Annotated in this window: 12 protein-coding genes; 8 read left to right on the forward strand and 4 right to left on the reverse strand. The window is 68.1% G+C overall.

The window, feature by feature from the left end; genetic code table 11:
- The first annotated feature begins 63 nt into the window (after window positions 1–63).
- The 3 genes from ACFV2O_RS05835 to ACFV2O_RS05845 are packed head-to-tail and all read left to right on the forward strand — an operon-like array spanning window position 64 to window position 2,791.
- Window positions 64–975 (forward strand): sigma-70 family RNA polymerase sigma factor, encoded by a 912-nt coding sequence (locus ACFV2O_RS05835; RefSeq protein WP_379250469.1) that lies wholly within the window; start codon window positions 64–66, stop codon window positions 973–975.
- Window positions 976–1,014: 39 nt separating this feature from the next.
- Window positions 1,015–2,181 carry a pyridoxal phosphate-dependent aminotransferase gene (locus ACFV2O_RS05840; protein WP_379250471.1) on the forward strand — a complete coding sequence of 389 codons (1,167 nt, stop codon included), beginning with the start codon at window positions 1,015–1,017 and terminating at the stop codon, window positions 2,179–2,181.
- A gap of 49 nt (window positions 2,182–2,230) precedes the next feature.
- The gene (locus ACFV2O_RS05845; protein WP_379250473.1) at window positions 2,231–2,791 is read left to right on the forward strand and encodes a dihydrofolate reductase family protein; all 561 of its coding nucleotides are present in this window, start codon (window positions 2,231–2,233) and stop codon (window positions 2,789–2,791) included.
- 16 nt (window positions 2,792–2,807) lie between these two features.
- On the opposite strand, the gene ACFV2O_RS05850 is transcribed toward ACFV2O_RS05845, so the two are convergent.
- From ACFV2O_RS05850 to ACFV2O_RS05865, 4 genes are all read right to left on the reverse strand, one after another.
- On the reverse strand, window positions 2,808–3,452 hold the full coding sequence (locus ACFV2O_RS05850) for a LysE family translocator (protein ID WP_379250475.1): 645 nt from the start codon (window positions 3,450–3,452) through the stop codon (window positions 2,808–2,810).
- A gap of 86 nt (window positions 3,453–3,538) precedes the next feature.
- Window positions 3,539–4,075, reverse strand: coding sequence for a hypothetical protein (locus ACFV2O_RS05855; RefSeq protein ID WP_379250477.1), 537 nt, complete (start codon window positions 4,073–4,075; stop codon window positions 3,539–3,541).
- Between the two features lie 3 nt (window positions 4,076–4,078).
- A complete protein-coding gene (locus ACFV2O_RS05860) occupies window positions 4,079–5,290 on the reverse strand; it encodes a DUF6973 domain-containing protein (RefSeq protein WP_379250479.1) in 1,212 nt (403 codons plus the stop codon).
- Window positions 5,287–5,586, reverse strand: coding sequence for a hypothetical protein (locus tag ACFV2O_RS05865; RefSeq protein ID WP_379250481.1), 300 nt, complete (start codon window positions 5,584–5,586; stop codon window positions 5,287–5,289). The genes ACFV2O_RS05860 and ACFV2O_RS05865 overlap by 4 nt, the downstream gene beginning before the upstream one ends.
- A gap of 276 nt (window positions 5,587–5,862) precedes the next feature.
- On the opposite strand from ACFV2O_RS05865, the gene ACFV2O_RS05870 reads away from it, so the two are divergent.
- The 5 genes from ACFV2O_RS05870 (at window position 5,863) to ACFV2O_RS05890 (ending at window position 12,719) form a co-directional block, all read left to right on the forward strand.
- Window positions 5,863–8,025, forward strand: a complete 2,163-nt coding sequence (locus ACFV2O_RS05870; protein WP_379250483.1) for an acyltransferase family protein — start codon at window positions 5,863–5,865, stop codon at window positions 8,023–8,025.
- 151 nt (window positions 8,026–8,176) lie between these two features.
- Window positions 8,177–9,835, forward strand: coding sequence for a DNA repair helicase XPB (locus ACFV2O_RS05875; protein ID WP_355074985.1), 1,659 nt, complete (start codon window positions 8,177–8,179; stop codon window positions 9,833–9,835).
- Window positions 9,836–9,876: 41 nt separating this feature from the next.
- On the forward strand, window positions 9,877–10,545 hold the full coding sequence (locus tag ACFV2O_RS05880) for a DUF3239 domain-containing protein (RefSeq protein ID WP_356963695.1): 669 nt from the start codon (window positions 9,877–9,879) through the stop codon (window positions 10,543–10,545).
- 53 nt (window positions 10,546–10,598) lie between these two features.
- Window positions 10,599–11,237 (forward strand): LysE family translocator, encoded by a 639-nt coding sequence (locus tag ACFV2O_RS05885; RefSeq protein WP_355074981.1) that lies wholly within the window; start codon window positions 10,599–10,601, stop codon window positions 11,235–11,237.
- A gap of 60 nt (window positions 11,238–11,297) precedes the next feature.
- Window positions 11,298–12,719: a M1 family metallopeptidase gene (locus ACFV2O_RS05890; RefSeq protein ID WP_379250486.1), complete on the forward strand. Its 1,422-nt coding sequence runs from the start codon at window positions 11,298–11,300 to the stop codon at window positions 12,717–12,719.
- Window position 12,720: the final 1 nt, after the last annotated feature.

Below are 12,720 nucleotides of genomic sequence, written 5' to 3' on the forward strand. Positions count from 1 at the left end.
GGTTTGTCCGGCGCAGTCCGCCGATGCCGGGATGATGCGAATCGGACCGTAGACTTCCCGTCGATGGTTGCCGCGCTGCTTTCCGACCTGTTCGAGTCACATCGAGCGCATCTGCTCTCGGTCGCCTATCGACTGACGGGCAGCGTCGGCGATGCCGAGGACGCGGTGCAGGAGAGCTGGTTGCGCTTGGCGGGCGCGCACCAGTCCGAGATCGATGATCTGCGAGCTTGGCTGACCACTGTGGTGAGCCGGATCTGCCTGGATCGTCTGCGGAGCGCCGCGGCGCGGCGGGAGAGTTATGTGGGCCAGTGGCTGCCGGAACCCGTGGTCACCGCTCGCACACCGTCGAGCGCTCCCGACCCGTTGGAAGCCGTGGTGCGCAAGCAGGAGTGCCGGTTCGCCGCGCTGATCGTGCTGGACACCCTGACGCCGCCGCAGCGGGTGGCCTTCGTGCTGCACGACGGGTTGGCGGTGCCGTTCGACGAGATCGCCGACATCCTCGGCATCTCCGCCGACGCGGCGCGGCAGCTGGCGGTGCGTGCCCGCAAGGCGGTGGCGCAGACGCCGCAACCGGCGCCCGACGCCGAGCACGAGGCCGCCGTGCAGCGTTTCCTCGTCGCGCTGAGCACGGGTGACGTGGCCGCCGTCGCCGCGGCGCTGCATCCGGACGCGATGATGATCGGCGATGCCAACGGCACCACCGCCACCGCGATCAACGTCCTGCACGGCGCGGATCGCATCGCCCGTTTCTATCTGGGCCTGGTGCGCAAGTACGGGCTCGAGGACGCCTCGCAGGTGTACGCGTTCGTCTCGGTGAACGGGCAATTGGGTATCAGCGTCGCGGCGCGTCCGGAGACCGAGGGCAGGGGCGGTTATCCCGCGCGAGTCGTCGGCTTCACGGTTCGGGACGGATTGGTCTGGGGCACCTACGACGTGGCGAATCCGGCCAAGCTGGGTGGCGTCCGGCTGGGTTGAGCCCGGTTGTGAGGTGGACCGCTGGACTAGTCTCCGGATATGCCCTCGCGACATCCGACCGTTGCCCGTCTGCGCCCTTTCGCGTCCACCATCTTCGCCGAGATGACCGAACTCGCCGTTCGGCACGACGCGGTCAACCTGGGCCAGGGGTTCCCGGACACCGACGGGCCCGCGAGCATGCTGGAAGTGGCGCGCCGCGCCATCGCCGACGGACTCAACCAGTACCCGCCGGGACGCGGTATGCCGGTGCTGCGCCGAGCCGTCGCCGACGACCGGGCCCGGCGCTACGGAACCTCCTACGATCCCGATTCGCAAGTACTGGTGACCGTGGGTGCGACCGAGGCGATCAGCGCGGCGGTGCTCGGCTTGGTCGAGCCGGGCGAGGAGGTAGTGCTGATCGAGCCGTACTACGACTCGTACGCCGCGGCCGTGGCACTGGCAGGCGCCCGACGGCGCACGGCGCGTCTCGTGGCCGACGGAGATCGGTTCGTCCTGGACTTGGACAGTCTGCGCGCGGCCATCACCCCGGCCACCCGGATGCTCATCGTCAACTCGCCCCATAATCCGACCGGCACGGTCCTCGGACGCGCGGACCTGCTCGCCATCGCCGAGATCGCCTGCGAGCATGACATTCTGGTGCTCACCGACGAGGTCTACGAGCACCTGGTCTACGACGGCTTCGAGCACATCAGCCTGGCCACCTTGCCTGGCATGGCCGAGCGGACGGTCGTGGTTTCCAGCGCGGCGAAGACCTTCAGCGTCACCGGGTGGAAGACCGGATGGGCGTGCGGGCCCGCCGACCTGATCGATGGGGTGCTCGCCGCCAAACAGTTCCTCACCTTCGTGGCGGGCGGGCCGTTCCAACCCGCCGTCGCGCACGCGATCAACCACGAGTTGGAATGGGTCGGCAAGCTGCGGGACTCCTTGTCGGAGAAACGGCTCCGCCTCTCCGCGGCGCTCGCCGATACCGGTCTGCGGGTGTACCCGAGCGCGGGCGGTTACTTCGTCGTCGCCGATATCACGCCGCTCGGCGCCGCCGACGGCCTGACCTTCTGCCGTGAGTTGCCCAAGCGGCTCGGCGTGGCGGCGGTGCCGGTCAGCGCGTTCGCCGACGACACGGCCGCCTGGAGTCATCTGGTGCGGTTCACCTTCTGCAAGCGCGACGAAACGCTCGACGAAGGGGTCCGCCGGTTGCGTCACGGTTGATCCCGAACCATGACGTGAACTGTCATGTTTCGCTGGCAACGTGCACGGCATGGCAACTCAGTACTACACGGCAACCAGTCTCGACGGATATCTCGCCGACACGGAGAACTCGCTCACCTGGCTTTTCGAGGTGGACGGAGCGGGCGAGGCGCAGGCGGGCATGGCGGGCTTCCTCGCGCAGGTAGGCGCCATGTGCATGGGCGCGACCACCTACGAATGGGTCGTGGCGAACGAACCACCGGAGAACTGGAGTAAGTACTACGGCGACCTCCCGTGCTGGGTCTTCACCCACCGGGATCTTCCCGCGATACCGGACGCGAATCTGCGGTTCGTCGCAGGGTCGGTCGAGTCGGTGCACCGGGAGATGGCCGCGGCGGCCGGCGCCCGCAATATCTGGATCGTCGGAGGCGGGGACCTGGCCGGGCAATTCGCCGACGCCGGTCTGCTCGACGACGTCATGGTGAGCGTCGCTCCGGTGACGCTGGGCGCGGGCGCCCCGCTGCTGCCGCGGCGCATCCTTTCCAGCCGGATGCGGCTCACCGCGGTGCAGCAGGCCGGTCAGTTCGTGGAACTGCGCTACCGGTTGGCGAATCCGGCCGATCAGCGCTGAGTCGAGGCCGTCCGGCTCAGGCCGGGATGGGGCGGGCGCGGTCGGTGGCGAGCAAGGCGGCGATGGCGCCGAGCATCGTGCCGGTGAGGTATCGCTGGGTGCGCAGCCACAGGGGGCGGGCGGCGAGGAACGTCGCCAGACCGCCCGCCCCGAGGACGATCAAGCCGTTCACGGTGAGCGCCACCGCGATCTGCACCGTGCCAAGGCACAGGCTCTGCAACCACACTTTCCCGTGCTCCGGCGTGACGAACTGCGGGATCAGCGCCATGTACATGATCGCGATCTTCGGATTCAGCAGGTTGGTGACCAGCCCCATCGTGAACAACCGCCGGATGGGGTCCGCGGACAGCGCCGCGGGCGCGAAGACCGAGACGCCGCCCGGTCGCAGCGCCTGCCAGGCCAGCCAACCCAAGTACACGGCTCCGGCCAGCTTCACCGCCAGGTACAGGCCGGGGACCACCGCGAACACCGCCGTGATCCCCACCGTCGCGGCCGCCAGATACACCCCGAACCCCGCCGCTACCCCCGCCAACGACACCAACCCGGCCCGTCGCCCCTGCGACACCGTCCGCGACACCAGATACATCATGTTCGGCCCCGGCGTGAGCACCATCCCCAACGCCGCCACCGCGACCCCGGCCACCGCCGCCATCTCGATCATGCCCCGATCCTCGCCCGCCCCACCGCTCCTTGTCGCGGTCCACTCGACACATGCTGGACGTGAGGCGACGCGTACCGTGCTTCCGATCAGCCCTGCGTCAATTCCAGATACGGCTTCTGCAGCTGGGCCGGCGGCTGAACCGACTGGAAGCGGGACTCCGGTCCGAGTACGTCACCGCTACCCACGCCCCGGAAGAGCTCGGAGCCCTGTGCGGCGCGAATTACTTGTGTGGGAGTGGAGCCCGTGATGAAGACGTAGAAATTATCGATGGGCCGGTCGAACCCGGAGTCCGGGAGGTTGGACCAGCAGTATCCGGGAAGATTCGCTGCCGAGTTCAGCTTCTCCGCTGGAAGCCCGGAAGACGCTATGACGACGCGATCCCAATGATCATCCCACCCTGCGGCTTCGGTCAGCGTCCGCAGCGAATAGGTTCCCGGCTGCGCAGCCCGCTCTCTGATGGAGCGCCGCAATTCGGTCGCGGAACCCAGCGGTTCGGCGCGCGACTCCAGATCGAAGTTGGCCGAGCACTGCGAAGCGGTCGCACCGCGGTCCTCCGACGTGGAGCATGCGGCACCGGCCAGCAGGCACAGAATTACAGCCGTGATCCGGAGCAGATTAACCATGGATCACCGACCTGCCGGAAGCGGGATGTCAGCACGCGCCGGGTGCCCGTTCTTGCCCACTTCGACCTGGTTGCTCCATGCGACCTGGCCGCTGGGGTCGAGCACGATCGCGCCACCCTCCTTGATTCGCTGATATACCAATCGCTGTAGTTCCTCGGGTGAGGCATTCGGATTGTCGATGGCGATCTGCCGGCCGATCGCGTTGTTGTGTAGATCCATCGCTTCTCGCGTGGGAGGGTTCGCACCGAGTCCTTCATGCGCGGCACCATAGTTTTCGGTCCACTCCGCGCCGTAGCGCTGTGTCATGAGCGCATTCCAGTACATGTGCCGGAATGCGTCGCCGTGGCCGTCGTTGAGCGCGTTCTGGTCCGGGTTGGTGTAGGTCTTCTTGGCAGCGTCCTCAGCCTGCGCTTTTATCTCGAAGAAATCCGTGATTTCACCTATTCCAGTGGTTCCCGGCCGGGCGACTCGTGACGAGAGCAGCGCTATCTCTTCAGGCGTCATCAGGATGGGTTGGAAGTCCGGGCGGACGGCACGGATGCGATCGAGGACCAAACCGGAGGGCCACAGCGTGGCGGGAGCACTCGACGGTGCGGTCTGGAATTTGGTAAGGACCTCGACCAGGCTCGGGTCCTCGGGCATAGCGGTGACTCCGCGCCGGGTCTCCGGTGAGAGATCCTCTAGTAGTCGCTTGATTTTCTCCGCGCCCTCCAGGTCGGTTTGCTGGATCGCAGTCAGCGCTGCACGGATCTGTGTGGTCAGGAAGAATTCGAGCCCCTCCTTCTCCACGAGGCCCGATGCCCCGAATTTCATCAGGACCTCGGTATTGGACATCCTGGAGTCCACGCCACCGTCGTCTCTGACGAAGAAATCGAACTTGGCGGACTCGGCTTCGGCCTTCTTGTCTTTGATCACGTCGATGTAGCCGACGATCGCATCGATCTGAAGGTAGACCTGCTGCTGGATATCGATGAGAACCTGCTTCGTTCGCCGGGCATGGTCTCGGTCCTGAGCCGCTCTGTCGCGGGCGGAATCAGCGACCGATCCCTTGAAGTAGGTGTACGACATGTCGATCCGGGATGCCGCCTGGTGCGTCTGCTCCTCGATCCGCAGCGCGGCGTCTTTGAACGCGTTGGCAACGGTGACCGTGGCACGTGGATCCCAGGACAGCACCGCCGACACCGTAAGAGGCGTCGTGTAGCTTCCGCCGCTCATCGCTGGCCCGCCTCCCGGAGCGCGGTAGCCCAGGCCTGATCTCGGCTGACGAACTCCACCACCGCAGCGTCCGTGATGTCCGCGAATCCGATCAATCGCTGCGCGTGGTAGCTCACCACTCGGTCGAGCGCCGTCGCGATCTGATCCACGGCGTCTGCTACCTGGGAGTCGCGCATGGTTTCGACAGCGACGACATCCCTCGCCAGGGGCACCGACTGCCGTATCGCGTCGGCGTGGCCACGTACTGCCCCCGCCATCTCTCGCGTCTGGACCGGATCAAGTTCGAGCTCGCTCACCGTGCCCCCCTCGAGGTCGTATTCCGGACAAGCGTACCGGCCGCAGGAGGGCATCGCGGCAGCGCCGGGAGACCTGGTGTCGTCTGTTCATGTAGGCGTCGACAAATCGGACGATCGGATCGAAAAGTGTTGCCTTACCGCAAGCTCGGGATTGTGCCGGTGTGGCGTGCTATGAGTTGGATGGAATAGGCGCAGTGCGCGGACACCCCGGCCGAGGCGCATGCCCGGCGGCGAGTCGGCGGGACTTGTCCGGCCGGACCGATGACAATGCTGCGCATGGCGGCCACGGTCAGCGGGTTGGGAAATCGGCGGGCGGAGCTGATCGACGGAGTGTCGCCGGGGGCGGCATTTCGGGGGGACATCGAAGGAATGCGGGCGGTCGCGGTACTGGCCGTGGTGCTTTTTCATGCCGGTGTGCCGGGGGTCGGTGGGGGATTTGCCGGTGTGGACGTATTTTTCGTGATTTCCGGTTTTCTCATCACGGGAATGCTGTATCGGGAATCGGCGGCCGACGGCACTGTCGGGCTCGTCCGGTTCTATGGCGCGCGGGCGCGCAGGCTGCTGCCTGCCGCAGGGGTCGTGCTGGTCGCCACGGCGATCGGCGCGGCCGTGCTGCTGCCGCCGCTGCAGGGCCGCCAAGCGCTCGGCGACGGGATCGCGAGCGCGCTGTACGCCGGGAACTATCGCTTCGCCCTGCAGGGCACCGACTACCTCGCCGCGGACGCGCCGCCTTCACCGTTTCAGCACTTTTGGTCTCTCGGTGTGGAGGAGCAGTTCTACCTGATCTGGCCCGCGCTGGTGATCACGACGGCTCGGCTCGTGCGACGGCGCCGCAGCGGTTCGGCCACCGCGCTGCCGTACCTGATTGTTCTCGTCGTCGTCGCCGCGCTCTCTTTCGCGGTCGCGCTGACCTGGACCCGCACCATGCCACCGTGGGCGTTTTTCGCGCTGCCGACTCGGGCCTGGGAGTTGGCCGCGGGCGGCATGGTGGCGCTGTCGGCCGTGCTCTGGTCGCGGTTGCCGAAGTCGGTGGCCACCTGCGCGGGGTGGGCGGGAGCCGGTTTGATCGTCGTGGCCTGCGTTCGGCTCGACGAGAAGACCCCGTATCCGGGCATCGCGGCGCTGCTGCCCGTGCTCGGCGCGGTCCTGGTCATCGGGAGCGGCTGTGTGGCACCGCGATTCGGCGTCGGTCGCGTCCTGGCGGTACCCGAGATGCAGGCCGTCGGCAGGCTGTCCTACTCCTGGTATCTCTGGCACTGGCCGGTGCTGGTGCTGGCCCCGCATGCGCTCGGCCGCCCGCTCGGGCTGGTCGGCGCACTTGGCGCGGTCGCCATGGCCGGTGGGCTCGCCGTGCTCACTCAGCGGTTGATCGAGAATCCGGTCCGCTTCGCGGCCCGCCTGCGCGGTTCGGGCCGGCTCAGCCTCGCCTGCGGTGGCGTGAGCACCGCGCTGGCCATCGGTGTGGCGGCCGCGCTACTCGTGCTCGTACCCACTCCGGTCGGACACGGTACGGCGGCGCGGAGTCTCACACTGACGACACCGGCCGCACCGGCCACTCCCACCGCCGACCCCTACGATGCCGCGATCGAGCAGCTGACCGCGCAGACCCAAGCGGCGGTCGCCGCCTCGGCGGAGGTCCGCGACGTCCCGTCGAATCTCACGCCGGCACTGTCGAACGCGCGCGGCGACCGGGCGGAGGTGTTCGACAACGGTTGCTTCCGTTCCTGGACTGACGTGGGCCAAGGGGAGTGCGCCTCCGGTGATCCCGCCTCGTCCACCACGGTCGCGTTGGTCGGCGATTCCCACGCGGCGATGTGGCAACCGGCGTTCGAGAACATGTCGGTAGCGCACCATTGGCGGCTGGAGACCATGGCGAAGGTCACCTGCCCGCTGCTCGATCTGCCCATCACCAGCCCCTACCTGGGGCGGACGTATACCGAATGCGAACAGTGGCGCGGGCAGATCATGACCCGGTTGCGGCACGAACGGCCCCGGCTGATCGTGGTCGGCATGTCCCGCCGCTACGGCGGCGACTTCGGCTTCGTGACCTACGACCCGGCGTGGATCGACGGCGTGCGTCGCCTGGTCGCCCAGCTGCGCGAGTCGGGCGCGGCCGTCCTCGTGCTCGGCGGCGTCCCCGATCCACACGCCACCGTGCCGGCGTGCGTGGCCGAGCACATCGACGACGCCTCCGCATGCGCCCCCGCCCGAGCGGTGGCGGTCGACGACGCGGGCATCGCCGCCGAGCGCGCGGCCGCTACCGCGGGCGGCGGCCAGTACGCCGATCTGACCGCGCTGTTCTGCACCCCCGCCCGCTGTCCCGTCATCGTCGGGAACACCCTCGTCTACCGTGATGACAATCACCTGACGAGCGGTTACGCCACGACGCTCGCCCCGGTCGTCGGCGCGCTCACCGAACGGGCGCTCGCGCGCGGCTGAGCCGTCCCGGTGCGGTCCGCGGGAAGACATCGCGCCCTTCCGGCGTTGCATCCGGTCGCTGCCGCACCCGCGCCCTGCGGGAAGGGCCGGTAACCTGCGGGTTGTCGGTGGGGTCGGGGAGAATGGCGGGGAATCTAGCTGAGGAGGGACTGTGAACGACGGTCCGCTGATCGTGCAGAGTGACAAAACGCTGCTGCTGGAGGTCGACCACGAGTTGGCCGATGCCGCGCGGCAGGCGATCGCACCGTTCGCCGAGCTGGAGCGGGCGCCCGAGCACGTGCACACCTATCGGGTGACGCCGCTGGCGCTGTGGAACGCGCGCGCGGCCGGGCACGACGCCGAACAGGTGGTGGACGCGCTGGTCAGCTTCTCCCGGTACGCGGTGCCGCAGCCGTTGCTGGTCGACGTGGTGGACACCATGGCGCGCTACGGCAGGTTGCAGCTGGTGAAGCATCCAGCCCACGGGTTGACGCTGGTCAGCCTGGATCGCGCGGTGCTGGAGGAGGTGCTCAGGCACAAGAAGATCGCGCCCATGCTCGGCGCGCGCATCGATGACGACACGGTGGTGGTGCACCCGTCCGAGCGCGGCCGGATCAAGCAGACGCTGCTGAAGATCGGCTGGCCCGCCGAGGACCTCGCGGGTTACGTCGACGGCGAGGCGCACCCGATCGACCTCGACTACGCGACCGACGGCTGGCATCTGCGCGATTACCAGCAGATGGCCGCCGACTCGTTCTGGGCGGGCGGCTCCGGGGTGGTGGTGCTGCCCTGCGGCGCGGGCAAGACGATGGTCGGCGCCGCCGCGATGGCCAAGGCGAAGGCCACCACGCTGATCCTGGTCACCAACACGGTGGCGGGCAGGCAGTGGCGGCGTGAACTGCTCGCCCGCACCTCGCTCACCGAGGACGAGATCGGCGAGTACTCCGGGGAGCGCAAGGAGATCCGCCCGGTCACCATCGCCACGTACCAGGTGATCACTCGGCGCACCAAGGGCGAGTACAAGCACCTGGAACTGTTCGACAGCCGCGACTGGGGGCTGGTCATCTACGACGAGGTGCACCTGCTGCCCGCGCCGGTCTTCCGGATGACCGCGGATCTCCAGTCCCGCCGCAGGCTCGGCCTGACGGCCACCCTGGTGCGCGAGGACGGCCGCGAGGGCGACGTGTTCTCGCTGATCGGCCCGAAGCGCTACGACGCGCCGTGGAAGGACATCGAGGCCCAGGGCTGGATCGCGCCGGCCGACTGCATCGAGGTCAGGGTCACGCTGACCGACGCCGAGCGGATGGCCTACGCGACCGCCGAGCCGGAGGAGCGCTACAAGCTGTGCTCCACCGCACACACCAAGATCGCCGTGGTCGAGTCGATCCTGGCTCAGCACCAGGATGCGCCGAGCCTGGTCATCGGCGCGTACCTGGACCAACTGGACGAACTCGGGGTCGCGCTCGACGCACCCGTGATCCAGGGGTCGACGAAGACCAAGGAGCGGGAGGAACTCTTCGACGCGTTCCGGCGCGGCGAGATTCCGGTGCTCGTGGTGAGCAAAGTGGCGAACTTCTCCATCGATCTGCCGGAAGCGTCCGTGGCCGTCCAGGTTTCGGGTACCTTCGGCTCGCGACAGGAGGAGGCGCAACGTCTCGGGCGGCTGTTGCGTCCGAAACATGATGGCGGACAGGCGCATTTCTACTCGGTCGTCGCGCGCGACACCCTGGACGCCGAATACGCCGCGCATCGCCAGCGTTTTCTCGCCGAACAGGGGTACGCCTACCGCATCACGGATGCCGACGACTTGCTCGGACCCGCCATCGGATAAGCGGAGGCCTCCCCTCCACAAACTGTGCTAGGAATAAGGGCGTGCGACACTTCGAATTCGCGGTGGACCGCAAGCACGCCCACGCGGTGAACGAAGTCTTCGCCGACCTTCGCCGCCTGCGCCTGCTGGCGATCGCCGCCACGGTGGTCGCGGCGGCGGGCACGGCGTTGCTGATCTGGCTGGACCATCCGTGGGCGTATCTGCTCGCGGTCGCCTTCGCGCTCGGCACGGTGACGGCGCTGTGGGTGGCCCTGTGGACACCGTGGCATTCCAGCATCGACAAGCTCTACGCGGACGGTGAGCTGGTACCCGCGGTGGTCTCGGAGGCGCGCCCGTCGGGTGTCGTGCTGCTCGCTTTGGTCGACGTGTCCGCGCCGGATACGCGCGATCCGCGCTACGCCTTGGTGACCAGGAAGGTCCGCGACCTGCCCGGTCACCAGGCCAGGGCCGGGGAGCGCGTGCCGTCGGTCGCGGTGCGCACCGACCGCGCGCCGCGCCAGGTGGGTCAGCGCTGGCAGTCGGTGAGCGCCATGCCGATCGCTTGGGGCACGACCGACGACGCGGTCATCGCCCGCGCCCGCGCCGCGATCAGCGAGACCGAGTGGCGGCTGCTCACCGACAATCTCGCGCTCGCGGAGAAGGTGCGGCGCACCACCACGAAACGTCTGCTGCTCGATCCGCACCAGCTACCGGGCGAACTCGGCTCCTGAATCCGGCTGTGTCCGCGGGGTTTATCGGTTGCGCTGTCGCCTAGACTCGAAGGATGGTTCCAGCGTCCAATCTGCTGGCATTCGTCGCCGCCGCGGTCGTCATCATCGTCGTGCCCGGTCCCGGCGTACTCTTCACGGTCGGTCGCGCGCTCACGCTCGGCCGGCGCGCGGCCCTGCTGTCGGTGCTCGGGCATGCCATGGGCGTCTACGCCGCCCTGGTCCTGGTCGCGATCGGGCTCGGCGCCTTACTGACCGCGTCGGCGTTGGCGCTCACCGTGGTCAAGTTCGCGGGTGCGCTGTATCTGATGTATCTCGGCATCCAAGCGATCCGTCAGCGTTCGGCGTTGCGCGAGGCGCTGGGCGCCGCGGTCGAACCGGCCCCGAACACGCGCGTGCTGCGGCAGAGCGCTGTCGTCGGGCTCACCAATCCCAAGGCGATCGTCTTCTTCTCCGCGGTGCTGCCGCACTTCGCCGACCCGGCCTCAGGGTCGCTGTCGTGGCAGTTCCTGCTGCTCGGCACGGTCTTCCTGGCCATCGCGCTGGTCTCCGACAGCGCGTGGGCACTGCTGGCCGCCTCGGCGAGGTCCTGGTTCGCCAAGTCGCCGCGCAGGTTGGAGGCGATCGGCGGCGCGGGCGGGGTGATGATCTTCGGTGTCGGCGCGTCGGTGGCGCTGACCGGAAGCGGCGACTGAAGCCGCTACCATCCAGCGAAGTCGGTGCGCCGGTACCGGCAAGAGGCGGGGTGGAAAGGGGTGGTTGTCCGTATGCGGTTGTCCGGCCGGATGTGCGCCGCGGTCGCGTGTGTGTTCGCCGCGGTGTCTCAGGTGCCCGCGCACGCGGAGCCGCCCCCGGACCCACTGGTCGGCGCGCCGGGCTTGGGCGATCCGTACTATCCGCTCGACGGCAACGGCGGCTACGACGTCCAGCACTACGACGTCGGCATCGACTACGACCCGCCCAGCCGGAAACTGGCAGGCACCACAACGATCACCGCGCACGCCACCCAGCCCCTGCGCGTGTTCAACCTCGATTACGCGGGGCCCGATGTGCGCGAGGTGGCGGTGAACGGGCTGCCCGCCGACTTCGACCGCAACGGCGAGCACGAGTTGACCGTCACGCCGACGTTGCCGCTGCTGCCAGGCCTGCCGTTCACCGTCACGGTCGACTACGCGGGCCCCGCGGTGAACGCCGAAGGGGAGGGGTGGACCTTCGCACCCAGCGGCGGCGCGTTCGTCGCCGGTGAGCCGCACTCGGCGACGACTTGGTACCCGCTCAACGACACTCCGCTGGACAAGGCCACGTTCAGCCTGAACGCCACCGTTCCCGCGGAGTGGGAGGTGATTTCCAACGGCGTACGCATCGAGGACGTGGTGCGCGGCGACAAGCGGACGGTCCGCTGGTTCAACGCCAAGCCGGTGGTCGGCTATCTGACCACGGCCGCGATCGACAAGTTCGACTACCTCGAGCAGCGCAGGGCCAACGGCATTCCGCTGATCAGCGCGTTCGCCCCGAATGTGGAGCAGGACCAGCGCGAGCTGGAGCAGCGCCTGCCGGAGATCCTCGACTTCGCCGAAAAGATCTACGGCCCTTACCCGTTCGAGGCCGCAGGCGGCATCCACGTGGACGCGGGCATCACGTTCTCGCTGGAGACCCAGACCCGCCCGCTCTACGCGCCGTCGATCGATCTGCAGACTGTCGTGCACGAGATCGCGCACCAGTGGTGGGGCGACTGGGTGTCGATACGCCGGTGGTCGGATATCTGCCTGAACGAATGCTTCGCCAGCTATACCGCCGACTACCTGTGGCCGGAGCGGATGGACGGCAAGAACGTCGACGACCAGTACCGCGAGACCATCCGCAAGTACCGCGACAGTGAGAAGTACTGGAACATCCCGTTGGAGGACCCCGGTGTGGGAAAGGAGTTCACCTCCGTCTACTACCGTGGCCCGCTGTTCCTGCACGCGCTGCGCAAGCAGATCGGCGACGAGGTGTTCTTCGCGGCTGTTCGGGACTTCCTCGCCGCGCATGCCTACGGCAACGCCTCGATGCCGGAATTCCGCGCTTTCGTGCAGTCGCGCTCACCCATGGACCTGACCGGGTTCTTCCACGCGTGGCTGAACACCACCGCGCCGCCGCCGGAGGAGTACCTGTTTCCGGGCGTCCTGCGCAGCTGAC

This window comes from Nocardia sp. NPDC059691 (assembly GCF_042733915.1).
Taxonomy (GTDB): domain Bacteria; phylum Actinomycetota; class Actinomycetes; order Mycobacteriales; family Mycobacteriaceae; genus Nocardia; species Nocardia sichangensis.

What these genes read in the sequence shown, in the direction of transcription:
- ACFV2O_RS05850 (WP_379250475.1), bottom strand. Translation starts at nt 3,452, where the DNA reads ATGATCGAGATGGCGGCGGTGGCCGGGGTCGCGGTGGCGGCGTTGGGG.
- ACFV2O_RS05845 (WP_379250473.1), top strand. Translation starts at nt 2,231, where the DNA reads ATGGCAACTCAGTACTACACGGCAACCAGTCTCGACGGATATCTCGCC.
- ACFV2O_RS05855 (WP_379250477.1), bottom strand. Translation starts at nt 4,075, where the DNA reads ATGGTTAATCTGCTCCGGATCACGGCTGTAATTCTGTGCCTGCTGGCC.
- ACFV2O_RS05840 (WP_379250471.1), top strand. Translation starts at nt 1,015, where the DNA reads ATGCCCTCGCGACATCCGACCGTTGCCCGTCTGCGCCCTTTCGCGTCC.
- ACFV2O_RS05860 (WP_379250479.1), bottom strand. Translation starts at nt 5,290, where the DNA reads ATGAGCGGCGGAAGCTACACGACGCCTCTTACGGTGTCGGCGGTGCTG.
- ACFV2O_RS05885 (WP_355074981.1), top strand. Translation starts at nt 10,599, where the DNA reads ATGGTTCCAGCGTCCAATCTGCTGGCATTCGTCGCCGCCGCGGTCGTC.
- ACFV2O_RS05835 (WP_379250469.1), top strand. Translation starts at nt 64, where the DNA reads ATGGTTGCCGCGCTGCTTTCCGACCTGTTCGAGTCACATCGAGCGCAT.
- ACFV2O_RS05870 (WP_379250483.1), top strand. Translation starts at nt 5,863, where the DNA reads ATGGCGGCCACGGTCAGCGGGTTGGGAAATCGGCGGGCGGAGCTGATC.